22 protein-coding genes and 1 pseudogene are annotated in these 26,669 nt (G+C 64.0%); 13 read left to right on the forward strand and 10 right to left on the reverse strand.

Translation table 11 applies throughout. The features are described 5' to 3' along the window. Positions 1-47 precede the first annotated feature (47 nt). Positions 48-1,007 carry a DMT family transporter gene (locus tag HB375_RS04195; protein ID WP_246728313.1) on the forward strand — a complete coding sequence of 320 codons (960 nt, stop codon included), beginning with the start codon at positions 48-50 and terminating at the stop codon, positions 1,005-1,007. On the opposite strand, the gene HB375_RS04200 is transcribed toward HB375_RS04195, so the two are convergent. Continuing rightward, positions 970-2,064, reverse strand: a complete 1,095-nt coding sequence (locus HB375_RS04200) for a hypothetical protein (protein ID WP_246728314.1) — start codon at positions 2,062-2,064, stop codon at positions 970-972. The two genes, HB375_RS04195 and HB375_RS04200, sit on opposite strands and share 38 nt — an antisense overlap. Before the next feature lie 80 nt (positions 2,065-2,144). Between HB375_RS04200 and ribA the strand changes: the two genes are divergently transcribed. Beyond that, entirely contained in the window at positions 2,145-3,257 is a 1,113-nt protein-coding gene (gene ribA, locus HB375_RS04205; RefSeq protein ID WP_167671762.1) for a GTP cyclohydrolase II RibA, read from the forward strand. 136 nt (positions 3,258-3,393) lie between these two features. Beyond that, the gene (locus HB375_RS04210; protein ID WP_167671666.1) at positions 3,394-5,085 is read left to right on the forward strand and encodes an L-lactate permease; all 1,692 of its coding nucleotides are present in this window, start codon (positions 3,394-3,396) and stop codon (positions 5,083-5,085) included. Positions 5,086-5,153: 68 nt separating this feature from the next. Here HB375_RS04210 and HB375_RS04215 read toward each other — a convergent pair whose 3' ends face one another. The 5 genes from HB375_RS04215 to HB375_RS04235 all read right to left on the reverse strand — a co-directional run bounded on the left by HB375_RS04215 (position 5,154) and on the right by HB375_RS04235 (position 11,403). After that, a complete protein-coding gene (locus HB375_RS04215; protein WP_167671667.1) occupies positions 5,154-6,323 on the reverse strand; it encodes a M20 aminoacylase family protein in 1,170 nt (389 codons plus the stop codon). A 96-nt stretch (positions 6,324-6,419) separates the two neighbouring features. Then, positions 6,420-7,616 carry a peptide ABC transporter permease gene (locus HB375_RS04220; protein WP_167671668.1) on the reverse strand — a complete coding sequence of 399 codons (1,197 nt, stop codon included), beginning with the start codon at positions 7,614-7,616 and terminating at the stop codon, positions 6,420-6,422. 101 nt (positions 7,617-7,717) lie between these two features. Beyond that, positions 7,718-8,602, reverse strand: a complete 885-nt coding sequence (gene mmsB, locus HB375_RS04225; protein ID WP_167671669.1) for a 3-hydroxyisobutyrate dehydrogenase — start codon at positions 8,600-8,602, stop codon at positions 7,718-7,720. 52 nt (positions 8,603-8,654) lie between these two features. Next, positions 8,655-9,806, reverse strand: a complete 1,152-nt coding sequence (locus HB375_RS04230) for an isobutyryl-CoA dehydrogenase (RefSeq protein ID WP_167671670.1) — start codon at positions 9,804-9,806, stop codon at positions 8,655-8,657. Positions 9,807-9,906: 100 nt separating this feature from the next. Further along, the gene (locus HB375_RS04235) at positions 9,907-11,403 is read right to left on the reverse strand and encodes a CoA-acylating methylmalonate-semialdehyde dehydrogenase (RefSeq protein WP_167671671.1); all 1,497 of its coding nucleotides are present in this window, start codon (positions 11,401-11,403) and stop codon (positions 9,907-9,909) included. 115 nt (positions 11,404-11,518) lie between these two features. On the opposite strand from HB375_RS04235, the gene HB375_RS04240 reads away from it, so the two are divergent. The 3 genes and pseudogenes from HB375_RS04240 (at position 11,519) to HB375_RS04250 (ending at position 14,030) form a co-directional block, all read left to right on the forward strand. Then, positions 11,519-12,409 carry a LysR family transcriptional regulator gene (locus HB375_RS04240; protein WP_167671672.1) on the forward strand — a complete coding sequence of 297 codons (891 nt, stop codon included), beginning with the start codon at positions 11,519-11,521 and terminating at the stop codon, positions 12,407-12,409. 92 nt (positions 12,410-12,501) lie between these two features. Beyond that, entirely contained in the window at positions 12,502-13,473 is a 972-nt protein-coding gene (tal, locus tag HB375_RS04245) for a transaldolase (protein ID WP_167671673.1), read from the forward strand. A 7-nt stretch (positions 13,474-13,480) separates the two neighbouring features. Further along, a pseudogene (locus tag HB375_RS04250) lies at positions 13,481-14,030 on the forward strand (cysteine hydrolase family protein). 168 nt (positions 14,031-14,198) lie between these two features. Here HB375_RS04250 and HB375_RS04255 read toward each other — a convergent pair. From HB375_RS04255 to HB375_RS04265, 3 genes are all read right to left on the reverse strand, one after another. After that, positions 14,199-15,878: a thiamine pyrophosphate-binding protein gene (locus HB375_RS04255; RefSeq protein ID WP_167671674.1), complete on the reverse strand. Its 1,680-nt coding sequence runs from the start codon at positions 15,876-15,878 to the stop codon at positions 14,199-14,201. 79 nt (positions 15,879-15,957) lie between these two features. Beyond that, positions 15,958-17,505, reverse strand: coding sequence for an L-piperidine-6-carboxylate dehydrogenase (gene amaB, locus HB375_RS04260; protein ID WP_167671675.1), 1,548 nt, complete (start codon positions 17,503-17,505; stop codon positions 15,958-15,960). A 216-nt stretch (positions 17,506-17,721) separates the two neighbouring features. Continuing rightward, a complete protein-coding gene (locus HB375_RS04265) occupies positions 17,722-18,837 on the reverse strand; it encodes a saccharopine dehydrogenase family protein (protein ID WP_167671676.1) in 1,116 nt (371 codons plus the stop codon). Positions 18,838-18,954: 117 nt separating this feature from the next. Here HB375_RS04265 and HB375_RS04270 point away from each other — a divergent pair, with 117 nt between their 5' ends. Both HB375_RS04270 and HB375_RS04275 read left to right on the forward strand, forming a co-directional pair. Then, entirely contained in the window at positions 18,955-19,383 is a 429-nt protein-coding gene (locus HB375_RS04270; RefSeq protein ID WP_167671677.1) for an Lrp/AsnC family transcriptional regulator, read from the forward strand. After that, a complete protein-coding gene (locus HB375_RS04275; RefSeq protein WP_167671678.1) occupies positions 19,380-20,588 on the forward strand; it encodes an NAD(P)/FAD-dependent oxidoreductase in 1,209 nt (402 codons plus the stop codon). Before HB375_RS04270 ends, HB375_RS04275 begins: the two co-directional genes overlap by 4 nt. Here HB375_RS04275 and HB375_RS04280 read toward each other — a convergent pair. Next, positions 20,585-21,151: a hypothetical protein gene (locus HB375_RS04280; RefSeq protein ID WP_167671679.1), complete on the reverse strand. Its 567-nt coding sequence runs from the start codon at positions 21,149-21,151 to the stop codon at positions 20,585-20,587. The genes HB375_RS04275 and HB375_RS04280 overlap by 4 nt on opposite strands. Before the next feature lie 141 nt (positions 21,152-21,292). Here HB375_RS04280 and ugpB point away from each other — a divergent pair, with 141 nt between their 5' ends. The 5 genes from ugpB to HB375_RS04305 form a co-directional block, all read left to right on the forward strand. Then, the gene (gene ugpB / locus HB375_RS04285; RefSeq protein ID WP_167671680.1) at positions 21,293-22,600 is read left to right on the forward strand and encodes a sn-glycerol-3-phosphate ABC transporter substrate-binding protein UgpB; all 1,308 of its coding nucleotides are present in this window, start codon (positions 21,293-21,295) and stop codon (positions 22,598-22,600) included. Positions 22,601-22,708: 108 nt separating this feature from the next. After that, positions 22,709-23,590 carry a sn-glycerol-3-phosphate ABC transporter permease UgpA gene (gene ugpA, locus HB375_RS04290; RefSeq protein WP_167671681.1) on the forward strand — a complete coding sequence of 294 codons (882 nt, stop codon included), beginning with the start codon at positions 22,709-22,711 and terminating at the stop codon, positions 23,588-23,590. Further along, entirely contained in the window at positions 23,590-24,435 is an 846-nt protein-coding gene (gene ugpE, locus HB375_RS04295) for a sn-glycerol-3-phosphate ABC transporter permease UgpE (protein ID WP_167671682.1), read from the forward strand. Before ugpA ends, ugpE begins: the two co-directional genes overlap by 1 nt. 112 nt (positions 24,436-24,547) lie before the next feature. Further along, positions 24,548-25,624, forward strand: coding sequence for a sn-glycerol-3-phosphate import ATP-binding protein UgpC (locus HB375_RS04300; protein ID WP_167671683.1), 1,077 nt, complete (start codon positions 24,548-24,550; stop codon positions 25,622-25,624). 277 nt (positions 25,625-25,901) lie between these two features. Beyond that, a partial coding sequence (locus tag HB375_RS04305; protein ID WP_167671684.1) for an aromatic amino acid ammonia-lyase occupies positions 25,902-26,669 on the forward strand: 768 nt, incomplete at its 3' end.

The raw sequence follows: 26,669 nt of genomic DNA on the forward strand, positions 1-26,669 counted from the left end.
CGGCCCGCCTCATCGCATGATTGGTCTCGACCATTCGGGACCAATCGATGACCCAAGCTTCGATTCAAAGAACCATGGCCGCGTCCGACTGGGCGCTGCTGATCCTTCTGTCCATCGTCTGGGGCGGTTCGTTCCTGTTCGTCGGCGTGGCCGTCAGGGAACTTCCGCCGCTAACCATCGTGGCCCTTCGCGTTGTCATGGCGGCGCTAGCCTTGCAGGTCGTGCTGCGCGGCATGAGCGTGGCGCTGCCGAAGGCGCGCAGCGTCTGGCTCGCCTTTCTTGGCATGGGCATTCTCAACAACGCGATTCCCTTCACGTTGATCGTCTGGGGACAGAGCCATATCGCGAGCGGTCTCGCTTCGATTCTCAACGCCACGACGCCGCTCTTCACCGTTATCGTTGCCCACTACCTGACGGCGGATGAGCGCCTCACCGGGCGGCGGTTGGCAGGCGTCATCGTCGGCTTCATCGGCGTCGCGATCATGATCGGCGGCGCCGCGATGAAGGCGCTCAACGCGGATGTTTTTGCGCAGCTTGCGGTGCTGGGAGCGGCCTTGTCTTATGCCTTTGCCGCAGTGTTCGGACGGCGCTTCAAGGCGATGGGCATTCAGCCGATGGTGACGGCGGCGGGGCAGGTGACGGCTTCGAGCGCGCTTCTCCTGCCGCTCTCGCTGATGGTGGATCATCCGTGGACGCTCGCAGTGCCGAGCACGAGCGCGATTGTTTCGCTCGTCAGCCTCGCCCTCGTCTCGACGGCTTTCGCCTACATTCTCTACTTCCGCCTGCTGGCGCGGGCGGGCGCGACGAATGTGGGGCTCGTCACCTTCCTCATCCCCGTTAGCGCGATTCTCTTTGGCGTGATGCTCTTAGGGGAATCGCTGGAGCCGCGTCAGATCGCCGGCATGGCGCTGATCGCGGCGGGGCTCATTCTCATCGACGGCCGTCTCGTCCTTGCCGTGAGCAGGTTCTTCAGTGCGAAGAACCCGGCCCCGCGCGGAAACGGTTGAACATCATATCCGGCGCGCTGGTGTTGTGACGTGAGGGGACGAGGCGGCCCATCCACACATCGGTCGCCTTCGCGCCCTTGAAGTTCATGATCGGCTCCTCGCGCCATGACGGAGCTTTTTCCTCGCGCGCGGCGATGCGCGCGACATCGGCGTTGAACTCGGTCACGTACATGGAACGCAGCGCGGCGAAGGGCTGGTCTTTGATCGGTTGATCGAAGTTGACGTCGAGGGTGAAGCGCTCGTCCGTCAGATCCTTGATCGACACCGTCGCCTTTCCGCCATTGGCGAAGGTGAGCGTGAACGTCATGGTCTTGGGTTCGAAGGCGACGTCCTTCAGGTTCACGACCGGGCGCTTGTCCATCTCCACCGGGCCGACGAGGAAGGACGAGCCATAGGCGCTCCAGCCCAGATGCGCGGGCGGCAGTGGACGGATGCGCCAATAGCCGTCGGCAGGGTAGAGCACGAGAACCTCCTCCACCCGCTCGTTCCGGCGCACCCAGAGCTGCACCATGTGGAGATTGCGCTCGACCTTGTCGCCGATTCGCATGGTCACGTCGCTGGGGCGCCAGAAATTCGCGAAGGAGAAGCCGGTGAGCCACATGTCCACGCTCTCGTAGAACGTGATCTTTTTCGGTGGCGGGCCGCGTTCCGAGGTTTCGGCGGAGATGTCCTCGCAGGCGGTCCAGTCCGGCTGCCAGCGATCCTGACGCAGGTTGCCGATATAGGCCGGATGCGCAGCCTCGATCCGGAAATTGCGCACTTCAGGCGAGGCGAAGTTGATGGCGACGTTGTCCTTTTCCGCGCACAGCACGGGCTCGCTCGTATTCGTCACGTTGACGGCCAAGCCGTCGAGGGTGGCGGCGTGGGCCGAGGCGGCGAGGCCGAGAAAGCCGAGAAAGGCAATGCGGGGCAGGAACATGCGGACCATCGTAAACCATGAAACAACCAGCCTTTTGGGGCCGGTGCGGCGCAGCAATACCCCGCCCGCGCGGTCCCGTCGAGCCGACATGACGACCCATGGGCCAAGCTTCGTAAACCGGCCCGGTTGTCTGAGCATGGCAGCCATCCCATGTGAGGTTAGGGTCGGCTTGCGGCTTGTGATAGGGTGCCTGAAGTTGGTTCGAAGCTTGTTCGATGATGCGTGTTGTCCTCAGCCTCTCCGATGATCCCGCGACCACGCAGGTCGAGCGGGCGATCATGGAATTTCGCAGCGCCCGTCCGGTCGTGATCGACCAGGGCGCGGAAAGCGCGCTCGTGATCGGCATTGAGGATCTCGACGAGGCGATGAGCGCCAAGCTCGAGGCCATTGCCGGGGGGCATGCCCATCTCGTGCTGCCGCCCGCCCGCCTGCGCCGGCTCGGGCTCGACCGGCAGGTGGCGGGCGTCGTGGCCCTGCCCGTCGTCGATCGGGCGCGAATCGAGACGCTGGCCCTCAAGGTCGATTCGCGCATCGATGCGCCGGTCCGCGCCGTTGGCGCGTTCGATGAGGATGCGCTGGAGCTCGCCCGCCTCTCACTGGTTCTGCCCGCCGTCATCGTGGTGCCGCTGGGCGGCGGGATCGAGGTCGATCCGTCGCTCACCCGTGTGCCCACCGCGGCGATCCGCGACTATCGCCGCGCCAAGGCGGCGGATCTGAAAATCGTCAGCCGCGCGCCGGTGCCGCTCGAAGGCGCGCCGACGAGCGAGTTCGTGGTGTTTCGCGGCGGCGAGGGCCTGCGCGATCAGGTCGCCATCATCGTCGGCTCGCCCGATCTTGCGAAGCCCGTCACGGTGCGCCTCCACTCGGCGTGCCTCACCGGCGATCTGTTCGGCAGCCTGAAATGCGATTGCGGCGACCAGCTGCGTGAGACCGTGCGCTTCATGGCGCAGAACGAGGGCGGCATCCTGCTCTATCTCGACCAGGAAGGACGCGGAAACGGCATCGCCAATAAGATCCGCGCCTATAAGCTCCAGGCGCAGGGCTATGACACCTACGACGCCGACGAGGTGTTGGGCTTCGATGCCGACCAACGGCATTTCGAATACGCTGCTGGAATGCTCAAGCAGCTCGGCGTCACGGCGGTGCGCATCCTCACCAACAACCCGGCGAAGATCGATGCGCTCACCAAGGCCGGGCTCGATGTGATTTCCGATCACCGGGTGCTCGGCCGTCCGACGGCGGAGAATGTCAGCTACCTCGCCTCCAAGCGCGACCGTGCCGGGCATTATATCGACATCGAGGGCCTGCTGGCCTCGTCGATCAAGGACTGACCCCCACCGTCTTAAGTTCAATCTTGCCCTCATCCCCCGCGGACCTAGGTGAATCTGCGGCGGGATGCCCGCTTCGGCGTGACCGCCTCAATCACGAATGCCGGCTTCAACCGGCAGGTTTTGAGGAAAAGCGCCCATGTGGAGCCAGGTCTACAATCCTTTCGGGAGCGCCGTGCTCTCGACCATCATCGCCGCCCTTCCCATCGTTTGCCTTCTCGGTCTGATCGCCTTCGTGCGGATGCAGGCGCATCTGGCGGCGGTGGCGACACTCGCCCTGACACTCGCCGTCACCATTGTCGCCTTCGGAATGCCAAGCACCATGGCGCTCGAGGCGGCGGGGCTCGGTGCGATGACGGGGCTTTTTCCCATCGGCTGGATCATTCTCAACGTCATCTTTCTCTACCGGCTGACGGTGGAGAACGGCTCGTTCAAGATTTTGCAGGATTCGATTGCGGGCATCACGGCCGACCGGCGCTTGCAACTTCTTCTCGTCGCCTTCGCCTTCGGCGCGTTCTTCGAGGGCGCGGCAGGTTTCGGCACGCCGGTGGCCGTCACGGGCGCGATCCTGATCGGCCTCGGCTTCTCGCCGCTTGCGGCTTCAGGCCTGTCGCTCATCGCGAACACCGCGCCGGTGGCCTATGGCGCACTCGGCACGCCCATTGTTACGCTTGGCGCGGTGACGGGGCTCGACCCGATCGCGCTTGGTGCCATGGCGGGGCGGCAATTGCCGTTCTTCTCGCTGCTGGTGCCGTTCTGGCTCATCTGGGCCTTCGCGGGCTTTCGCGGCATGTGGCAGATCTGGCCCGCCATTCTGGTGTGTGGCGTCGCGTTCGCGGTGCCGCAATTCCTCGTGTCGAACTTCCACGGGCCCTGGCTCGTCGATGTGGTCGCCTCGCTCGTGTCGATGGGCTGTCTCGTGCTGTTCCTGAAGATCTGGCATCCCGCCATCCTCTGGACGAGTCCGATACTGCGCAGTGGCGGCGAACCCTCTCCCATCACGCCGCGCCCGGCGTCGTTGAGTGCGGCGACGCCGTCAGACATCGGGGAGCGTCCGCAATATACTTCCGGTGAAGTCTTCAGGGCCTGGCTACCCTGGATCATTCTCTGCGCCTTCGTGTTCGTCTGGGGCACGCAGACCTTCAAGGATCTCGTCAATCCGCTCTATTTCCCGAAATGGACGTTTGAGGGGCTGCACAACCTCGTGCAGAAGGTGCCGCCCGTCGTCGCCAAGCCCACACCGGAAGCGGCGATCTTCGGCTTCAACATTTTGACCATGACGGGCACCGGCATTCTTGCCGCCGCCATCGTCGCGGCGGCGGTGATGCGGTATTCGCCGCTGCGGATCATCAGGGCCTATGGCGAAACGCTGTGGGTCGTGCGCTACTCGCTCATCACCATCGCGGCGATGCTCGCCATCGGCACGCTCACGCGCTATTCCGGCGTCGATGCCACGCTCGGCCTTGCCTTCGCACAGACGGGCTGGCTCTATCCGTTCTTCGCCGCGCTGCTCGGTTGGCTCGGCGTGGCGCTGACGGGCTCCGACACCGCATCGAACGTGCTCTTCGGCGGCCTGCAGAAGATCACGGCGGGCCAGCTCGGGCTGTCGGAAATCCTGATGTGCGCGTCGAACTCCACCGGCGGCGTCATGGGCAAGATGATCGATGCGCAATCCATCGTCGTCGCCTCGACCGCCACCAACTGGTTTGGGCATGAGGGCGACATTTTGCGCTTCGTGTTCTGGCACTCGATTGCGCTGGCCTCGCTCGTCGGCGGGCTCGTGATGCTGCAAGCCTATGTGCATCCCTTCACGGCGATGGTGGTGCACTGATCGAACATCGATGCTGAGAAACAAAAACGCCGTCGGATCATTCCGGCGGCGTTTTTGCGTCTGTCTTCTTATCGTGTGGGCATGCCGGTTTCGATGATCTTGGCCCACAGCGTCACGCCATAAGGCGTCGCGCTGTCATTGAAGTCATAGGCCGGGTGGTGGCAGCTCGCCGTGTCGCCATTGCCGAGGAAGATGTAGGCGCCGGGGCGTTGCTCCAGCATGTAGGAGAAATCCTCCGCGCCCATCATCGGCGCAACGGAGGTATCAACGGCGGCATCGCCCACGATATTGCGCGCGATCTGTGCCATGAACTCTGTCTTTTTCGCGTCGTTGACGGTGACCGGATAGCCGCGATGGTATTCGAGCGTCGCCTTGGCGCCGAAGGCGGCGCAGATATTCTCGATGATCGTGCGCACGCGCTCTTCGCTGAGATCGCGCACTTCCGGCGTGAGCGAGCGCACGGTGCCGAGCAGTGTCGCGTGATGCGGAATGACGTTGAACGCTTCGCCCGCTTTCACCGTGCACACCGACACGACGGCGGATTCCAGCGGATCGACGCTGCGCGCGACGACCGATTGCAGCGCGGTAATGACGTGGCTCGCCACAAGGATCGGGTCGATCGAGAGGTGCGGCTGCGCCGCGTGGCCGCCCTTGCCTTCGATGGTGAGAGTGAAACGATCCGCTGCCGCGGCGATCGGGCCGGGGCGGATCGCGAACTGGCCGACAGGAATGCCCGGCATGTTGTGCATGCCATAGACCTCCTGGATGCCGAAGCGCTCCATGAGGCCGTCCTTGACCATCTCAGCGCCGCCGCCACCGCCTTCTTCCGCAGGCTGGAAGATCATGATGGCGGTGCCGTCGAAATTGCGCGTCTCGGCGAGATACTTCGCTGCGCCGAGCAGCATGGAGGTATGCCCGTCATGGCCGCAGGCATGCATCTTGCCCGGCACCTTCGACTTGTAAGCGACGTCGGTCGCTTCCTCGATGGGCAGCGCGTCCATGTCGGCGCGCAAGCCGATGACCTTACCCGAACCGTTGGCCTTGCCGCGGATCACGCCGACGACGCCGGTCTTGCCGATACCGGTCACCACCTCGTCGCAGCCGAAGGCCTTGAGTTTTTCGGCAACGATTCCGGCGGTGCGGTGAACGTCGAACAGCAGTTCCGGATTTTCATGAAAATCCCGGCGCCAGGCGATGATTTCATCGGCGAGGTCGGCAACGCGGTTGATGATCGGCATGGGAGTCCCTGAACGAACGAAAAAGCGGCGCTTACCCAAGCAGAGCCGGATGCGGGCCGTCAATCCTCGTAGGCGGATGGCAGGGCTGCGGGCGAATCAGGCGCGGCGCAGAATGGCCTTTGGGCGCTTGGTGCGGAACTGCCCGCGCTCGATGGCGACGAAATCCAACACCACCACGATGAGGGCCGAGAACCACCAGAGCTGCGCTGTGCCGATGCCGAAGCAGCCGAGCGCGTAGGCCGTGGCGAAGGCCGCCATGATGCCGGGGCCGAGCACAGGCCGGTGCCCGCCCGCTCCGACCGCCGAGCAGTAGAGCACCACGGCTCCCGCCGCAGCGCCGATCAGGCCGAGTTCGTACCAGATCTCGAACAGGAAGGTGTAAGGCGAGGCGGCCGGAACGAGGCCGAAGAAGCGGCCGCGCAAAGCTGTCTCCAGCCCATGCCCGGTAATGAGCCGCAGCGGCTCATCGAGGATGACGGAGGCCCAGGCATCGAGGCTCGCGACTGTCGGCGAAGACGGCCCGAAGAAACCGATAGCGAGCGGCTTGATGAGGAACGGCAGGGCCGGCGCGAGCAGCAGCAGCGCGGCCATGGACCAGGCGGTGAGGCGCGCACCGAAACCGGGGCTCGCGGCCGTTACGGCAAAGATCACGGCGCCGACCGCCAACCCTTGCAAGGCGACCCCATCGGTGGTGACCAGCGTGCCAAGCGCCACCAGCACCGCCAGGAGCAGTGCTTCGAGATTGCGTCCGCGCGAATGAAGCCAGGTCACCGCAGGCCAGAGCATCAGGACGAGCATGATCATGCCGCGTTCCAGGTTCTGGCTGTCGCCATCCTCGCCGAACGCAGCCACCATGCCGGCGAGCGCGGCGAAGCCGACGCCGACGGGCAGAATGTAGAGATTGGCGGAGCGCATCCGATCCGGGATCGCGAGGTACCCGCCGAGCGCCAGCAGGGCCATGCCGATGAGGTTGGAGAGCCTCTCAGCCGCCTCAGGCCGGAATGGCGTCCAGATCAGCGACAGGCCCGTCCACAAGAGCAGGACCGCGCCTGCCACGCCCGCCGTGGAGGCGAAGACCGCGACAAGCTTGTCGCCGACATGCTTCGCACCGCCATCGAGGGCCGCTGCCAGACCTAAGAGGATGATCGCCAGCGGAGCGAGAACCACCAAGGCGCGGCGAGTGAAAAGCGCCGCCACCGGAATGCCGAAGAAGAGGATGGCAAAGCCCAACCGCCGCAGTATGGCGGCAGCGTCAGCGGAGGGGTCTGACGGAAGGGCGGAGGGGCGAACCATAGAGAGGCCGACGATTGGTGAAACAGAACTACGAGCGTAGTGGACCGGACCGGGAAAAGCTGTAGGTGTCCTGCAACACCTCAGCTTTTAAGAATTCCCGCTTAGCCCTTGTCCCCGCGCAAAAAGTTGATGATGCCGGAGAAGTCGTCACCCCCATGCCCGGTGCCGTCGAACAGGGCATAGAGCTGCGCCGCCTCGGTCCCGAGGGGCGTGGAAGCGCCGGAGGCGAGCGCGGCTTCCTGCGCCAGCCTCAAGTCCTTCAGCATCAGGGCCGCCGCAAATCCCGGCTTGTAGCCGTTATTGGCGGGCGAGGTCGGCACCGGTCCCGGCACCGGGCAATAGGTGGTCAGCGACCAGCATTGGCCCGAGGCGGTGGAAGCGACATCGAACAACGCCTGATGGGAGAGCCCGAGTTTTTCGGCGAGGACGAAGGCCTCCGCGACCCCGATCATCGAGATTCCCAGAATCATGTTGTTGCAGATCTTGGCCGCCTGCCCCGCACCTGCCTCGCCGCAGTAAACGATGCGCTTGCCCATCTTTTCAAGGATCGGCTCGGCTCGGGAAAAGGCCTCCTTGGAACCGCCCGCCATGAAGGTGAGGGTTGCCGCCTTCGCACCGCCGACGCCGCCGGAGACGGGGGCATCGAGCGAGGGCAGGTTCCGTTCGCGGGCCGTGGCATGGGCCTTTTGCGCGCTCTCCACGTCGATGGTTGAACAGTCGATGACCAACGTGCCGGGCCCCATTTGGGGTAGGATGTCGGACCACACGGAGAGCACATGCTTGCCTGCGGGCAGCATGGTGATGACGACTTCCGCCTCCTTCACCGCCGCGCTGGCCGACGCGGCGATGATCGCGCCATCCGCCTTCGCCTGATCGCAGGAGGCGCTCACAAGATCGAAACCGATCACATGATGCCCGGCCTTCACGAGATTGGCAGCCATGGGGCCGCCCATGTGGCCGAGACCGATGAAGGCGATGGTGGTCATGTTTCCTCCGGCATTGTCTCTCTCCCGAGGGGGAGGGAATTGGCGGTGTGTTCTAACGGTTCCCTCGTCCCACGAGATCGCGCGCCACGATGAGTCGCATGACCTCGTTGGTGCCTTCCAGAATCTGATGCACGCGTAAGTCCCGCACGATCTTTTCGACGCCGTAATCGGCGAGATAGCCATAGCCGCCGTGGAGTTGCAGCGCCTCGTTCGCCACGGCAAATCCCGTATCCGTCGCAAAACGTTTCGCCATGGCACAGAGCTTCGTCGCATCTGGCGCTTTGGCATCGAGCGCGCAGGCCGCGCGCCACAACAGCGTGCGCGCCGCTTCCAGCTCGGTCGCCATGTCGGCGAGGCGGAATTGCAGTGCCTGAAAATCCGCGATGCGCTTGCCGAAGGCTTTTCGCTCGGCCGTGTAGGCGAGCGCCTTGTCGAGCGCGGCCTGCGCGCCACCGAGCGAACAGGCACCGATGTTGAGACGCCCGCCGTCGAGGCCGGACATGGCGATCTTGAAGCCCATGCCCTCGTCGGCAAGACGGTTGGCGACGGGCACGCGCGCATCTTCAAAAATCACCGCAGCGGTCGGCTGTGCATTCCAGCCCATCTTCTTCTCATTCGCGCCGAAGGAAACGCCGGGCGTGTCCTTCTCGATGACAAGCGTCGAGATGCCGGCAGGTCCCTCCTCGCCGGTGCGGACCATGGTGACATAGATGTCCGAGACGCCCGCGCCAGAAATGAACTGCTTTACGCCGTTGACGATGTAATGATCGCCGTCGCGCACCGCACGCGTCTTCAATGCGGCTGCATCGGAGCCGGAGCCCGGCTCCGTCAGGCAATAGCTGCCGATCTTTTCCATGGTGCAAAGCGTCGGCAGGAAACGCTGGCGCTGTTCCGGCGAGCCATAACGGTCGATCATCCACGAGACCATGTTGTGGATGGAGAGATACGCCGAGATTGCCGGGCAGCCGGTGGCAAGCGCCTCGAAGATCAGCGCCGCGTCGAGGCGGCCCATGCCGGACCCACCCACATCCTCGCTTGTATAGATCGCCGCCATGCCGAGAGCGGCGGCCTTGCGCATCACATCGACGGGAAAGTGCTTCTTCTCATCCCATTCGAGAGCGTGAGGAGCGAGATTGTCCGCCGCGAAGGCCAAAGCCATGTCGCGGACCGCGATTTGATCGTCGTTAAGGGAGAACTGATTCATAGATCCTAGATCGTCATGACACTGCCGTTTCGGGCAACCCGACTTTGGATCTAGAGGCGGAAACGGCCGGGAGCGAGTCCCGACCGTTCACTTTTTGATTTTACTTCATCGTCGGAATGGCGAATTCCGCGCCTTCCTTGATGCCCGACGGCCAGCGGGAGGTGATCGTCTTGGTCTTGGTGTAGAAGCGGATCGCATCGGGGCCGTGCTGGTTGAGGTCGCCGAAGCCGGAGCGCTTCCAGCCGCCGAAGGTGTAATAGGCCAGCGGAACCGGGATCGGCACGTTGATGCCGACCATGCCGACATTCACGCGGGAGGCGAAATCGCGGGCAGCATCCCCGTCGCGGGTGTAGATGGCGACCCCGTTGCCGTATTCGTGATCGGTCGGCAGGCGCAGCGCATCTTCATAATCCTTGGCACGCACGACCGAGAGGACGGGGCCGAAGATCTCTTCCTTATAGATCGTCATGTTCGTCTTCACCTCGTCGAAGAGGCAGCCGCCCATGTAGAAGCCGTTCTCGTAGCCCTGCATCTTGAAGTTACGGCCATCGACCACGAGCTTCGCGCCTTCCTTCACGCCCTGGTCCACATAGCCGCGCACCTTGTCGAGGTGAGCCTTGGTGACGAGCGGGCCGAAATCGGCGGACGGGTCGGTCGACGGGCCGACTTTGAGGCTTTCCACACGCGGGATCAGCTTGTGCATCAGTGCGTCGGCGGTGGACTTGCCGACGGGGACTGCAACCGAGATCGCCATGCAGCGCTCGCCCGCCGAGCCGTAACCCGCGCCGATGAGTGCATCCGCCGCCTGATCGAGATCGGCGTCGGGCATGATGATCATGTGGTTCTTCGCGCCGCCGAAGCACTGCGCGCGCTTACCCGTAGCCGTGGCGCGGGAATAGACATATTCGGCAATCGCGGAGGAGCCGACGAAGCCGACGGCCTTGATGTCGGCATCGTCGAGGATCGCGTCGACCGATTCCTTATCGCCGTTGACGACGTTGAGGATGCCGGCGGGAAGACCCGCTTCCATCATCAGTTCGGCCAAACGCATCGGCACGCCCGGCGCGCGCTCCGAAGGCTTCAGGATGAAGGCGTTGCCGCAGGCGATGGCCGGCGACAGCTTCCAGAGCGGGATCATAGCCGGGAAGTTGAACGGCGTGATGCCGGCAACGACGCCGAGTGGCTGGCGGATCGAATACATGTCGATCCCGGGGCCAGCGCCTTCCGTGAACTCGCCCTTGATGAGGTGCGGAATGCCGGTGCAGAACTCGGCCACTTCGACGCCGCGCTGAATGTCGCCCTTGGCATCGACGATGGTCTTGCCGTGCTCGCGGGCTAGAAGCTCGGCGAGCGAGTCGGTTTCCTTGGCGATGAGTTCGAGGAACTTCATCATCACGCGGGCGCGGCGCTGCGGGTTGGTGGCGGCCCAGGCGGGTTGGGCGGCCTTGGCGTTCGCCACCGCCTCGCGGAGCTCGTCCTTGGTGGCCAGCGCAACCTTGGCAATGACTTCGCCGGTCATCGGCTGAAAGACGTCGGTGGTGCGGCCCGACTTGCCGGCAACGTGCTTGCCGCCGATGAAATGTCCGATAGTGCGCATGGCGTCTTCCTCTCCTGGAAACTTGGTTTACGGGCTTTGAGCGCCTCTTTTCTATCATTGTGAAAATCGCACGACTATGGGTGGAATCGAAGCCTCATTGTGCGAAAATGCCAATATGAGCGCTTTCGATTGGGACGATCTCCGCTTCTTCCTCGCCGTGGCCCGGGCGGGCCGGCTGACGGTGGCCGCGCGCCGCCTGGAAGCCGACCATACCACGGTTTCCCGCCGCATCTCGGCTCTCGAAACGTCTCTCAAGGCCAAGCTTTTTGAGCGCAGCCCGCAAGGCTACACCCTGACCGAGCAGGGCGAGCGGTTGCTTGCCAAGGCGGAGAGCATGGAGAGCCAGGCGCTCGCGGTGGCCAGCGACATCGGCGGCGCGGATCTGGCGGTCAGCGGCACCGTCCGCGTCGGCGCGCCGGATGGGTTGGGCACTTACTTCCTCGCCGCCGAGCTTGGGGCGCTCGCCGAGCGCCACCCAGACCTGACGATCCAGCTGGTCGCCCTGCCGCGCACCTTTTCGCTCTCGAAGCGAGAGGCCGACATCGCGGTCACGGTCGAGCAGCCGACGGAGGGCCGCCTGGTCTCGCGCAAGCTCACCGACTACCGCCTGCGGCTCTATGCCTCGAAGGATTATCTCGACCGGCATGGGCGGCCAGAGCGCCCCGAGGACCTGTTAGGCCGCCTCCTCGTCACCTACGTGACCGACCTCATCTACAGCCCTGCGCTGGAATACTTTTCCGGCCTCGAGAAGTACGGCCCCCGCCGCTACGAATGCGCCAGCGTCGTGGCCCAGCTTGAGGCCGTGCGGGCGGGCGTCGGCATCGGCATCCTGCACGATTACGCGGCGCGGCAATATCCGGAGCTGAGCGTGGTCCTGCCGGACATCTCCTTCCTGCGCACCTACTGGATCGTGACCCACGCCGAGGTGCGTAACCTGCACCGCATCGCCGAGGTGCACGCCTTCATGCTGGAGCGGGTGAAGGCCAACCGTGGCCTTTTCGCATGACGGAGGGCCAAGAAGAGTGCGCTTCTGCGCCTCTTCACCTTCCGGACCGGACGGTTTAAGGCTCTTTCCATCACATAGGAACGGAGTTTTCGATGCCCTCCAAGCTCGACCAATTGCGCGCCATGACCGTCGTCGTCGCCGACACGGGCGATCTCGATGCGGTGCGCCGCCTGAAGCCTCAGGATTGCACCACGAACCCGACGCTGCTGCTTAAAGCCGTCGAGAACCCGGCCTATGCTGCCATCGTGGAAGAAGCGCTGGCCTGGGGCCGCAAGCAGGGCGGTTCGCGCGAGGGCGTGGTGGCCGCGATCTGCGACCGGCTGGCGGTGGCCTTCGGCACTGAACTCGCCCGCATCGTGCCGGGCCGCGTCTCGACCGAGGTCGATGCCGATCTCTCCTTCGACACGCAAGCGACGCTCGACAAAGCGCGCGTCATCATCAAAGCCTATGAGGAACACGGCATCGGCCGCGAGCGCATTCTCATCAAGATCGCCTCGACCTGGGAGGGCATCCGCGCCGCGGAAGTGCTCCAGAAGGAAGGCATCGACTGCAACCTTACGCTTCTGTTCGCACAAGTGCAGGCTCAGGCTTGCGCGGAGGCGGGCGTGTTTCTCATCTCGCCCTTCGTCGGCCGCATTCTCGACTGGCATGTGAAGGCGGGCGGCGGACCCTACACCGGCGAGACTGATCCCGGTGTTCTGTCCGTGCGCAACATCTACGCCTCGTACAAGGCGCAAGGCATCAAGACAGTGGTGATGGGCGCGTCCTTCCGCAATACGGCTGAGATCGAAGCGCTCGCCGGCTGCGACCGGCTCACCATCTCGCCTGCGCTCACCGACGAATTGGCGAATGCGCAAGGCGAGTTGCCGCGCAAGCTGTCGTCTGACGGCGTCGCAAAGATCGCGCCGCAGCCGCGCCTCGACGAGAAGGCGTTCCGTTTCGCGTTGAACGAAGACGCGATGGCGACGGAAAAACTTTCCGAGGGCATCCGCGCTTTCGTGAAGGATCTGCGCTCCTTGCGCACGCTCGTCGCCAAGCACCTCGACACGGCGAAGGCGGCGTAAGCGCGCTATGACGAAAGCTCTCGTCATCATCGACGTTCAGGTCGGCATTCTGAACAAGCCGGGCGAACGTCGCCCGGCTGTGCTTGAGCGGTTCGACGCCGCGCGGGCCCGCATCGCGCAGTTGGTTGATGAGGCGCGACGCGCCAATGCGCCGGTGATCTTCGTGCAGCATGATGGTCGACCAGGTCATCGGCTGGAGGTGGGCACGCCCGGCTGGGAAATTTGTGGCGATCTCAATCGCGCCGATGACGATGCCGTCGTGCGCAAGACCGCGTGCGACTCCTTCCACGATACGAATCTTCAGGACGTCCTAGCGCGGCATGAAGCGAAGCATCTGATCGTTGTCGGCCTTATGACGCAATACTGACACCACTTGCCGACGCGCCGTCAGCCTCGGCTACGACGTGACGCTCGTGGCTGATGCACACACAACGGACGACAGCGGCGCGCTGACTGCCGAGCAGATCGTGGCGCATCACAACGCGCTTCTTGACGGCTTCGATGCGGGGATCGCAGCGATTTCCGTGAAGCCCGCGAAGGATGTTGTGTTCGTTTAACGCTGTGGCCTAAGACCAACACCGCCCTCATCCTGAGGAGCCGCGAAAGCGGCGTCTCGAAGGATGATCCAGTGTGCGCTGGAGACGCCTCGTCCTTCGAGACGGGCCTTGCAACCCTCTTCAGGATGAGGCTGCGTTAGTGTTTGGCGGCGTCGTTCGCCCTTGCGATCAGCGCCCTTCGCTGATCGCCTTCTCGCGGATCTGCGTCAGCGACATCGCGGGCGTGATGGCTTCCGGGTCGAGGATGCAGTGCAAGATCGCGGGCTTGCCGGAAGTCAGCGCACGGTCGAGCGCCGGGAAAAATTCTTCCGTGGTCTCCACGCGCTCGCCATAGCCGCCGAAGGCTTTTGCGTAGGCCGCGAAATCCGGGTTCTTCAGCAGCGTCGCCGAAACGCGGCCGGGATATTCGCGCTCCTGGTGCATGCGGATGGTGCCGTACATGCCGTTGTCGATGAGGACGACGAGGATCGGCAGATCGTACTGCACGGCGGTCGCGAATTCCTGACCGTTCATCAGGAAGTCGCCGTCGCCCGCAAACACCACCACATGGCTCTGCGGACGGATGCGCTTGGCGCCGACGGCGGCGGGAACGCCGTAGCCCATGGAGCCGGAGGTCGGCGCAAGCTGCGTGCCGTAATGGCGGAAGGGCCAGAAGCGGTGAATCCACGTCGCGAAGTTGCCAGCGCCGTTGCAGAAGATCGTGTCGGAGGGCAGCCGCTTGCGCAGGAACGCCATGACCTCGCCCATCTGCAATGAACCTGCATGGCGGATCTTGGTCGGGTCGCTCCAGGTGAGATAATCGGCATGCGCCGTCTTCGTGCTTTCGGCCCAGCGCATGGGCGCGGAAGGCTTCAGCTTCGCAAGCTCCGCCGCGAACGGAATGGGCGAGGCGTTGATGGCGAGATGCGGGCTGTACACGCGGCCGAGTTCGCTCGGATCGGGGTGCACATGCACCAGCTTCTGCTTCGGCGCCGGAATGTCGATGAGGCTGTAGCCCTGGCTCGGAATTTCCGACAGGCGCCCGCCGATCAGCAGAAGAAGATCTGCGTCCTTGATGCGCGCCAGAAGCTTCGGATTCACGCCGAGCCCGAGATCGCCCGCGTAAGATCCGTGATCGGCGGGAAAGAGCATTTGGCGGCGGAAGGTGCAGGCAACGGGAAGCTGGAAGCTCTCCGCGAAGCGTGCGAAGTCCTTCACCGCCTCGTCGGACCAGCGGCTGCCGCCGAGCAGCACCATGGGGCGCTCGGCGTTTTGCAGCAGCGTCTGCAGTTCCGCGATCTGCGTTTGCGCGGGGAAGGTTTCGATCGCCTTGTAGCGCGGCGCGTCGGCGACCTCGGCCATTTCGGTCAGCACGTCTTCCGGCAGCGCGATGACGACCGGGCCGGGGCGGCCGCTCGTGGCCACATGGAACGCGCGGGAGACGATTTCGGGGAAGCGGGCCGGATCGTCCACTTCCGTCGCCCATTTGGCGAGCGGGCCGAAGGCGGCGCGGTAGTCGAGTTCCTGAAACGCTTCGCGCTCGCGCATGCCGCGCTCGATCTGCCCGACGAACAGGATCATCGGCGTCGAGTCCTGCTTCGCGATGTGGATGCCGGGCGAGGCGTTGGTTGCGCCGGGGCCGCGGGTGACGAAGCAGATGCCGGGGCGGCCGGTGAGCTTGCCATAAGCCTCCGCCATCATCGCCGCGCCGCCTTCCTGGCGGCAGACGGTGACGTTGATCGACGCGTCATGCAGCGCGTCGAGGGCAGCGAGATAGCTCTCCCCCGGCACGCAGAAAATGTGATCGACACCGTGAAGGGTGAGCTGATCGACAAGGATCTGGCCGCCGGTGCGGGAGGGCGCTTTCATGGAAGGCTCGCGATGTGAGGAAACCGGAAGAGGAGAAGCGGAGGGCGAAAGCCGCCCTCCGCAATGGGATGACGACGCGTTACGCGTCCACGTCGAACTTCACGCCCTGGGCGAGCGGAAGCGTCTTGCCGTAGTTGATGGTGTTGGTGGCGCGGCGCATGTAGGCCTTCCATGAATCCGAGCCCGCCTCGCGGCCGCCGCCGGTTTCCTTCTCGCCGCCGAATGCACCGCCGATCTCGGCGCCCGAGGGGCCGATATTGACGTTGGCGATGCCGCAATCCGAACCCGTCACCGAGATGAAGGTTTCGGCCTCGCGCATGTCGAGGGTGAAGATCGACGAGGACAGGCCCGCGCCGACCGCATTGTGCGCCTCGACCACCTTATCGAAGTCCGAATAGCGCATCACGTAGAGGATCGGCGCGAAGGTTTCGCGCAGCACGGGGCCGGTCTGTTCCGTCATTTCGACGAGAGCAGGCTTGGCATAGTAGCCGCCCGCAACGCCGTCGGTGTGACGGCCACCGCCATGCACGGTGCCGCCCGCCGCGCGGGCTTCATCGAGTGCGCGCTCCATGCCGTCGAATGCGGCCTTGTCGATCAGCGGGCCGACGAGCGTGCCCTCAGCGCGCGGATCGCCGATCTTCACGCTGGAATAGACCTTCTTCAGGCGCGGCACGAGCTTGTCGTAGACGCTGTCATGCACGAAGAGGCGACGCAGCGTGGTGCAGCGCTGACCTGCCGTGCCCATCGCCGCGAACGCGATGCCGCGCAGCGCGAGATCGAGATCGGCGGTGGGCGTGACGATGGCGGCGTTGTTGCCGCCGAGTTCCAGGATCGCACGGGCGAAACGCGCCGCGAGCTTCGGGCCGACCTGACGGCCCATGGCGGTGGAGCCGGTGGCGGAGAGAACCGGCACGCGGTGATCGTCGACGAGAATTTCGCCGATCTCACGGCCGCCGAGAATGAGTTCGAGCACGCCGTCCGGCACGCCGCCGAAGCGCTTGGCGGCGCGCATGGCGATGGCGTGGGTCGCGAGCGCGGTCAGAAGCATCTTCTCGGAAGGCTTCCACACCACCGAGTCGCCGCAGACGAGCGCCAGCGCCGCGTTCCACGACCACACGGCGACGGGGAAGTTGAAGGCCGAAATCACGCCGCACACGCCGACCGGGTGCCAGGTTTCCATCATACGATGGTCGGCGCGCTCGGTAGCGATGGTCAGGCCGTAAAGCTGGCGCGAGAGGCCGACCGCGAAATCGCAGATGTCGATCATCTCCTGCACTTCGCCGAGGCCCTCGGAGGTGACCTTGCCCGCTTCGATGGTCACGAGACGGCCAAGGTCGTCCTTGGCGGCGCGGAGTTCCTCGCCGAGAAGGCGCACGAACTCGCCGCGCTTCGGCGCGGGCAGCTTGCGCCAGGCCTTGAAGGCCTCATGCGCGCGGGTGATCGCGGCCTTGGCTTCCTCCGGGCTGTGCTCGCGGACATGGACGATGACCTCGCCGGTGATCGGCGAGAGGGCCGGGCGGCCGCTCGTTGCGAAGGCGCTGTCCGGAACGCCGAGGCGCTTGAGGAGGGCGCGGGCTTCCGCGGCGAGGGAAGCGTCGGCGGTCTGCACGGCGTGTTGGGCTGACATCATGTTTCTCCCACAGGGAACGCGTTCGGGGCCTTTCATCCGGCCCGCCGCCCTCGCTTTAAAGCGGGAGGTGCGGCGACGGCGGCCTCATTCGCCCCGTCTTGTAATGCATGAACCCGAAAAGCGAGAAACGCTTTTGCGAATAGGGTCATGCTGATTCGGAATATTTAAGGGGAACCGGCTCCGTCGCGCGAGCAACGGAGCCGGCTCCGGGTATTAGGCGGCAGCGCCGAGCTTGATCTTGTCGCCGTCCAGGCGCTCGCCCGCATAAACGCGGCCGAAGCGGTTGGCGAGGAAGGTGTCGAGGTCGATTTCTTCCTGGCGGCGGAAGCCCTTCTGCGCGATCTTGCCCTGAACGAGCAGGTCGAGCATGGCGCAGATGCCGGCGGCGGTGGTGACCTGGATCGCCGTACGCAGCTTGCCCGCGACCTTCTGGCCGTAGATGCTGCGGGCGTAGGTTTCCTGCACGTGGCGGCCGCCGCGCTCGCCGGTGACCGTCACGAAGACGATGACCATGTCCTGCATGGTGGCGGGAACGGCCTGTTCGAGAATGTCCTTCAGGACTTCGCGGCGGTTGCGCAGCTGCAGGTCGTTCAGAAGAACGCGCATCAGGCTGCAATGGCCCGGATAGCGGATGGTCTTGTAGTTGAGGCTGCGGACTTTGCCTTCGAGCGTCTCACACAGGGTGCCGAGGCCACCCGAGGTGTTGAACGCCTCATAGCGCGTGCCGTCGAGGGAGAACTCTTCCAGTTCTTCCATGGCCGGCACTTCGCGCAGTTTGCCGTCGACGACAGCCTCGCAACGCTCGATATACTCGTTGATGACGCCGTCCGTGCTCCAGGTGAGGTTATAGGACAGGGCGTTCGAGGGATATTGCGGCAGCGCGCCGACGCGCAGGCGCACGGTGTCGAGCTTGTCGAAGCGGCTGGCAATGTCGTGGGCGACGATGGAGATAAAACCGGGGGCCAGGCCGCATTGCGGGATGAAGGCGGTCGAAGCGCCCTCGGACAGCTCCTTCACCATGCGGGTGGTGGCGACGTCCTCGGTCAGGTCGAAATAGTTCACGCCGGTCAGGCGCGCGGCCTGCGCCACATGGGCGGTCAGGTGATAGGGCGCGGCGCTCAGCACGGCATAATGGCCCTTGAGGGCGGTCTGGAGGGCGACGGCGTCGTTGAAATCGAGCTGGATGGTTTTGACGCCGTCCTTGGCGACGGCGGAAAGTGCCGCGGCGGAGGAATCGGCGACGGTGACGGCATAGTCGCCGGTCTCGTGGAGCATGTCGGCGATGGTGGAGCCGATTTTGCCGGCGCCGATGACGAGAATTGAATGCATGAAAGGCCTCCCTGGATGCTGGCGGGAGAAAAAGGCAAATCTCTGCAGAATGCCATAGACAGGCTGACGGAAAGCCGAGTACCTTTCGGCATAATGCCATCCTGATTGGTCATAGTGATGCTTGATGCCACGGATCGTGCCCTGATCGCCCTCCTGCGCGAAAACGCCCGCGTCGGCCATGCCGAGGCCGCGCGGCGGCTGAAGCTCTCGCGCACCACCGTGCAAGCGCGGGTCGAGAGCCTGGAGCGGCGCGGGGTCATCGTGGGCTATACGGCCCGGCTTGCGGAAGAGATCAGCCGGCGGATGGTGCGCGCGCATGTCACCATTGTCGTCGCGCCCAAGGCCTCCGCCGGGGTCGCTGCGGCGCTGCAACGCATGCCGGAATTGCGCGCGCTTCATTCGGTCGCCGGTGTTTTCGATCTCTTGGCGGTGGTAGAGGCAGAGGACGTTCCCTCCCTCGACGCCGCCATCGACAAGATCGGCGCGCTCGAAGGAGTCGAGCGCACGCAGTCCTCCATCATTCTTTCAACGAAGTTCGAACGATGACCTCCACCGCCTCCGCAAGCGCCGATGTCGTGATCGTCGGCGGGGCCGTCATGGGCTCCTCCACCGCCTACCACCTGCTGGCCGACTCCGGTTTCAAGGGGCGGGTCATCGTCATCGAGAAGGACCCGACCTATCAGCTCTCCGCCTCGGCCCTGTCGGCGGCGTCGATCCGCCAGCAATATTCGAGCGCAGTGAACATCCGCATCTCGCTCCACGGCATCCAGTTTCTGCGCAAGCTCGGCGAGCATCTTGCGGTCGATGGCGAAAGGCCGGAGATCGATCTGAAAGAGGGCGGTTATCTCTATTGCGCAACGGAGGCCGGTGCGTCGATTCTCGCCGAGAACCACGCGCTGCAAACCACTGAAGGCGCGGACATCCTGCTTATGGATCCGGCAGCGCTCAAGGCGCGCTTCCCCTGGCTCAATGTCGAGGATCTCGCGGTCGGCACCTGGGGCCGCTCGGGCGAAGGCTGGTTCGACGGATGGGGCCTGCTGCAAGCTTTCCGCAAGAAGGCGCGTTCGCTCGGCGCGGAATACGTGAAGGGCGAGGTGGCGGAGATCGAGAAGGACGGAGCTAAGATCGTCGCGGTGCGTCTGAAGGACGGTACACGTATCGCCTGCGGCGCTCTCGTCAATTGTGCCGGATCGGGCGGGCGAGGGCTCGCCGCGATGGCCGGGCTCGAGATTCCGGTCCAGGCCAAGCGCCGCTATGTCTTCACGTTCTCCTGCAAGGGGCCGGTGGAGAATTGCCCGCTGCTCATCGACACCTCTGGCGCTTATGTGCGTCCGGAAGGCGAGGGCAATTTCATCTGCGGCGCGTCGCCGGAGGCTGAAGGCGATCCCGACTGGTTCGACGAGGATCCCGCCTCGCAGGAAATCGACTTCTCGTTCTTCGAGGAATTCATTTGGCCGTCGCTTGCACATCGCGTGCCGGCGTTCGAAGCGATCAGGCCCGGCCGTGCCTGGGCCGGGCCCTACGACATGTGTCTGCTCGATCATAACGCCATCATCGGCCAGGCAGGCGAGGCGCAGAATTTTTACCTCTGCAACGGCTTCTCCGGTCACGGGCTGCAGCAGGCGCCCGCCGTCGGGCGCGGCCTGTCAGAACTGATCGTGAATGGCGGCTACCGAACGCTCGATCTCTCCGAACTCGGTTACGAGCGCGTCGTGGCGAACCGTCCGCTGCTGGAACGCAACGTCATCTAACGCACGCGAAAGTCCCCTTGATTGGTCTCGACTTCCTCGGCAGAATCCACGATGGATTTTATGCCGGGGAGGGCGGGCGTCCTCAAAAGGCCTTCACCAGTGATTCCTGTTGGGATGTCTGGCGCGGGCTTCGTAACGCGCGCGGCGGCGAGCCAGTCGCGGCTCTCGCGATCCAAATCCACAGGATCGAACATCTGGAGTACGCGGATGGCCTCCGAGGCCTTGCCCGGGTCGATGCGCGCGCCGATGGCCGTCAGACCCTGCCGCAATCCCTCTCCGAAGCGTTGAATCTCCGTTTCGGGCAAGTCCATGGTGCGCAAAGCGGCGAGCACGTTGTCGCCGATGGCGAGCTCGCGGAAGCCTGATATTGCTGAGATTTCCCGATCCTCTCGCGTGCCGACGCCGAGAATCCGGTCCCGCGCGATGCCCGTTTCCATCAGGGCCTGGCGAGCCCGCACCCGCTCCTTGAGCAGAGCCAAAACCATCCGCGACATGGTGCGATACTCCCCTTGCGTCAGGTCATTCCAACGGGGAGCCGGGCGGCCCGTTCCATCCCCAGACATTAAGCCTTCTTCATGAAGGGGCTTCCATTTTGAAGCCGGCTATGATTGTCATGCTATTGTCATGCAAGTGTCATCCGGCCTTCGCGCAGGGGTGATGAACGACAAGAACGTCCCCCAATGGGATGACAAGGGAGAACTGAGATGATGAACAAGCCCTTCCTCGCCGCTTTGGCCCTGGGCCTTGCGACGAGCACGTCGGCTTTCGCCCAGACGGAAATCCAGTGGTGGCACGCCATGACCGGTGCCAACAACGACGTCATCAACCGTCTGGCCGACGAGTTCAATGCCTCGCAGAAGGATTACAAGGTCGTCGTCAGCTACAAGGGCCAGTACGCCGACACCTTGAATGCCGGCATCGCCGCTTTCCGCGCCAACAATGCGCCGCACATTCTGCAGGTGTTCGAGGTCGGTACCGCGACCATGATGGGCGCCAAGGGCGCGGTCAAGCCGGTCTACCAGATGATGGCCGAAACGGGCCAGGCTTTCGACCCCAAGGCCTATCTGCCGACCATCACTGGCTATTATTCGACGGCGAAGGGCGAAATGCTCTCCTTCCCCTTCAACTCCTCCTCGATGGTCATGTGGGTCAACCGGGATGAGCTGAAGAAGGCCGGCGTCGCCGAGATTCCGAAGACCTGGCCGGAAGTGTTCGCTGCCGCCAAGAAGTTGAAGGCTGCCGGACATGAGACCTGCGGTTTCAGCTCCGCCTGGACGACGTGGGCCATGCTCGAGCAGTTCTCGGCTTGGCACAACCTGCCGCTGGCGACCAAGGCGAACGGCCTCGACGGGTTCGACACCGAACTGAAGTTCAACTCGCCCGTGCACGTGAAGCACCTGCAGACGCTCGTCGAGCTGCAGAAGGACAAGACCTACGACTATTCCGGCCGCGCCAGCGCGAGCGAAGGCCGCTTCACCTCGGGTGAATGCGCGATCTTCATGAACTCCTCGGGCTTCCTCGGCAACGTGAAGGCCAATGCGAAGTTCGACTGGGCGGCTGCTCCGATGCCGTACTATCCGGACATCGCCGGCGCGCCGCAGAACTCGATCATCGGCGGTGCTTCGCTGTGGGTCATGGGCGGCAAGTCGGCTGACGAGTACAAGGGCGTCGCCAAGTTCTTCACCTTCCTGTCGGACACCGACCGCCAGGCCAAGCTGCATCAGGAATCCGGCTACCTGCCGATCACCAAGGCGGCTTACGAGAAGACCAAGGCGTCCGGGTTCTATGAGAAGAACCCGGCCAACCAGGTCCCGCTGATCGAGCTCACCAACAAGGAGCCGACCGAGAACTCCCGCGGTCTGCGCCTCGGCAACATGGTGCAGATGCGCGACGTGTGGTCGGAAGAGCTTGAAGCGGCTCTGGCCGGTCTGAAGTCGCCTCAGGCTGCTCTCGATGCGGCTGTCGAGCGCGGCAACCAGATGCTGCGCCAGTTCGAGCGTACCGTCCGCTAAAAACATCCCGCTGACCAGATCATCCCGGGCGGTCCGACCGCCCGGGATGATCTTATTGAAAGAGCCTGCGAAACGGGATTTCTCCCCGCTCGCCACGGTGCGGACGCAATGGAAAAACGAGCCCTTTTCTCGAGCAAGATCCTGCCCTATGCGCTGCTTCTGCCGCAGCTCGTGATCACGATCATTTTCTTCTACTTGCCTGCTTCCCAGGCGATCTGGCAGTCGTTTCTGCTAGAGGATGCGTTCGGCCTCTCGAGCGAATTCGTGGGCTTTGAGAATTACCGGCACCTGTTTGGTCAGCCGGAATATTACAAAGCCATGGTGACCACGGTGGTCTTTTCCACGTCGGTCGCCATTCTCTCCCTCTCCTGCGCGCTGCTTCTGGCGACCCAGGCCGACAAACAATTGCGCGGTGGCGAGGGATACAAGACGCTTCTCATCTGGCCCTATGCAGTGGCTCCTGCCATCGCGGGCGTGCTGTGGATCTTCATGTTCCACCCGACGCTCGGCACGCTGGCACGGCCGATCAAGGCCATGGGCATCGACTGGAATCCGATGCTCAACGGCAAGCACGCGATGACCCTGCTTGTCCTGTCGGCGACGTGGAAGCAGATCAGCTACAACTTCCTGTTCTTCCTGGCGGGCCTTCAGGCCATTCCGAAGAGCGTGATCGAGGCCGCCGCCATCGACGGCGCGAGCCCGCTGCGCCGCTTCTGGACCATCATCTTCCCGCTGTTGTCGCCGACGACCTTCTTCCTCATCGTCGTGAACATCGTCTACGTGTTCTTCGATACGTTCGGCATCATCGACGCGGTGACAGGCGGCGGCCCGGCGGGACAAACCACGACCCTCGTTTACAAGGTCTATGCGGACGGCCGCCTCGGTGGCGACCTCGGCGGCTCGGCCGCGCAATCGGTGATCCTCATGATCATCGTGATTGCGCTGACCGCCGTGCAGTTCCGCTACATCGAGCGCAAGGTGCAGTACTGATGGTCGAGAGCAGACGCTACAGAAACATCCTCGCCTATTTCACCTTGACCGTCGGCATCGTCGTCGTCGCCTTTCCGGTGTATCTGGCGATTCTGGCCTCAACCTTCGACGCGGCGACCATCATCAACGGCAACATGCCGCTCCTGCCGGGAGACCAGGCTGGCGTGAACTATCCCCGCGCCCTGTTCTCCGGCGGGCGCATGGCGCGCGAGCCGGTCAGCATGATGATGGTGAACTCCTTCATCATGGCGGTGGGAATCGCGGTCGGGAAAATTCTGATCTCCATCCTGTCCGCTTTCGCGGTGGTGTATTTCAGCTTTCCTCTGCGCAAGACCGCGTTCTGGGTGATCTTCATCACCCTGATGCTGCCGATCGAAGTGCGCATCTATCCGACCTACAAGATTGTTGCGGATCTCGGCCTGCTCGACACCTATACGGGCCTCATCATGCCGCTGATCGCGTCGGCGACCGGCACGTTGTTGTTCCGCCAGTTCTTCATGACGATCCCGGACGAACTGCTGGAAGCCTCCAAGATCGACGGCGCGGGCCCGTTCCGCTTCTTTAAGGACACGCTGATCCCGCTCTCGATGACGACGATTGCGGCGCTGTTCGTGATCCAGTTCATCTACGGCTGGAACCAGTATCTCTGGCCGCTGCTGATTACGACGAAGGGGTCGATGCAGACCATCGTCATCGGCATCAAGAAGATGATCACGACGCAGGACGCGCTCACCGAATGGCAGATCGCGATGACCACCGCCGTGCTCGCCATGGTGCCGCCGGTTCTGGTCGTCGTGTTCATGCAACGGCTCTTCGTGAAGGGCCTGGTCGAAACCGAAAAGTAACGCGCGAAAAACCCGCGCATCGTCTCCCGCGCCCCGAGCGCGGGAGACGGGACTAGACAAAGAGATTTCTCCCCGCGCCGTCACGGCCGGGCCGATTGAGGGGACTAGAACAATGGCTGGCGTAACGCTCGATACCGTGCGGAAGATCTACGCAGGCAATGTCGAAGCCGTGAAGGGCGTGTCCCTCGGCATCGAGGACGGATCGTTCTGCGTGCTCGTCGGGCCTTCGGGCTGCGGCAAGTCCACGCTTTTGCGTATGATTGCCGGACTCGAGACGATTTCCGACGGCACGGTGAACATCGGCGACCGCGTGGTGAACGAGGTCGAGCCCGCCGATCGCGATATCGCGATGGTGTTCCAGAACTACGCGCTCTATCCGCACATGAGCGTGTACGACAACATGGCCTATGGCCTGCGCAACCGCGGCACGCCGAAGGACGAAATCGAGAAGCGCGTGAAGGAAGCCGCCCGCATCCTCGCCATCGAGCCGTTCCTCGCCCGCAAGCCGCGCGCGCTTTCCGGCGGTCAGCGCCAGCGCGTCGCCATGGGCCGCGCCATCGTGCGCAAGCCGCAAGTCTTCCTGTTCGACGAGCCGCTCTCCAACCTCGATGCCAAGCTGCGCGTGCAGATGCGCGTCGAGATCAAGCGCCTCCAGCGCGCGCTTGGCGTGACCTCGATCTACGTCACGCACGATCAAGTCGAGGCGATGACGCTCTCTGACAAGCTCGTAGTGATGTCGGGCGGCCAGATCGAGCAGGTCGGTACGCCGTCCGAAGTCTATCGCCGCCCCGAGACCCGCTTTGTGGCCACTTTCATCGGCTCGCCGCCCATGAACATCCTGCCCGGCAAGGTGGAAGGCCCCGGCCGCGTCTCCGTCGGCGGGCAGGTTCTCAACGTCACCGACATGCGCGACGGCCTGCCTCCCGGTTCCGCCATCGAGGTCGGCCTGCGTCCAGAGGATGTGCAGGCAGGCGGCAGTTCGTCGAGCACGCTCGCCATGAACGTGGACTTTGTCGAGGAACTCGGCGCGACGCAGCTCTTCCACGGCAAGGTGGCCGGGGCCGAGTTCATCGTCCAGGCCTCCACAGGCCAGATCGCGGCGGATACCCGCAAGCTGACGCTCTCGGTCGATCCCGGCAACGTGCATCTCTTCGATCCCGAGACCACCAAGCGTCTGGGTCGGGTTTAAGACCACCTTTTTTAAGAGCGCGCGTTACGTGCGCTCTTCCCTCCCCCTTGCGTGGAGGGATCGAGGGTGGGGGGGCGGTCAGAGTGTGATCGTTTTGATTTGAGTGCTGGCGGCCCTACCCTCGAATTTGACCGGCATGCGCGTACCCGGTCGAACCAGCCCCACCTCCAACTCCTCCCCAACGCAAGTTGGCGCTTCCGACTTGCGCCGGTTGCCGCGTCAGAGTTGCACCCTCCCTCCCGCCTCGCTATCCCTTCTATAAACGGGAGAGATCGCCATGCCGGTGAAGGTCGACGGAGCTAAGCTTAAGATTCGCGATGTGGTGCGCGTGGCGCGCGCCAACGGCAAGGGGCGCTTCGAGAAGGCGGTTCTGCACCCGGAGGCGCGCGAGCGCATCGCGGTGACGCGAGCCTATATCGACCGCACCTGGATGCATGACGATGCGCCGCTGATGTATGCGTTCAACACCGGCGTCGGGCTGTTCAAGGACCAGCGCGTGCTGATCGCCGACATGGCGGCCTATCAGCGCAAAACCGTCTATGCGCACGCCACTGGCGTCGGCGAGCCGTTTGCCGAGGACGTGACGCGCGCCATGATGCTCTTGCGCGCCAACGCCTTCGCCTCCAACTATTCCGGCCCGCGCGTCGAACTGGTCGAGCGGCTCATCGCCTTCCTCAATGCGGGCCTGCATCCGGTCATTCCGCAAAAGGGCTCGGTGGGTGCCTCGGGCGATCTGGCGCCGCTCGCGCACATGGCTGGCGCGGTCTGTGGCTTTGCCGAAGCGGAAATGATCTACAAGGGCAAGCGCCTGCCCGCGCGCGAAGCCATTGCGAAGGCCGGGTTCGATCCCGATTTCGACCTCGGCGCGAAGGATGCCTCGGCCCTCATCAACGGCTCGACCACATCGCTCGCGCTCGGCGCGCTCGCCACGCACGATGCGCGCCAGCTGCTGAAACACGCCGACATCGCCATGTGCCTCTCGCTCGAAGCGATGCGCGGCGAACTCGCGGCGTTCGATCCGCGCGTACACAAGGCGCGGCCGCAC

It is taken from the genome of Microvirga terricola, assembly GCF_011777495.1.
Taxonomy (GTDB): domain Bacteria; phylum Pseudomonadota; class Alphaproteobacteria; order Rhizobiales; family Beijerinckiaceae; genus Microvirga; species Microvirga terricola.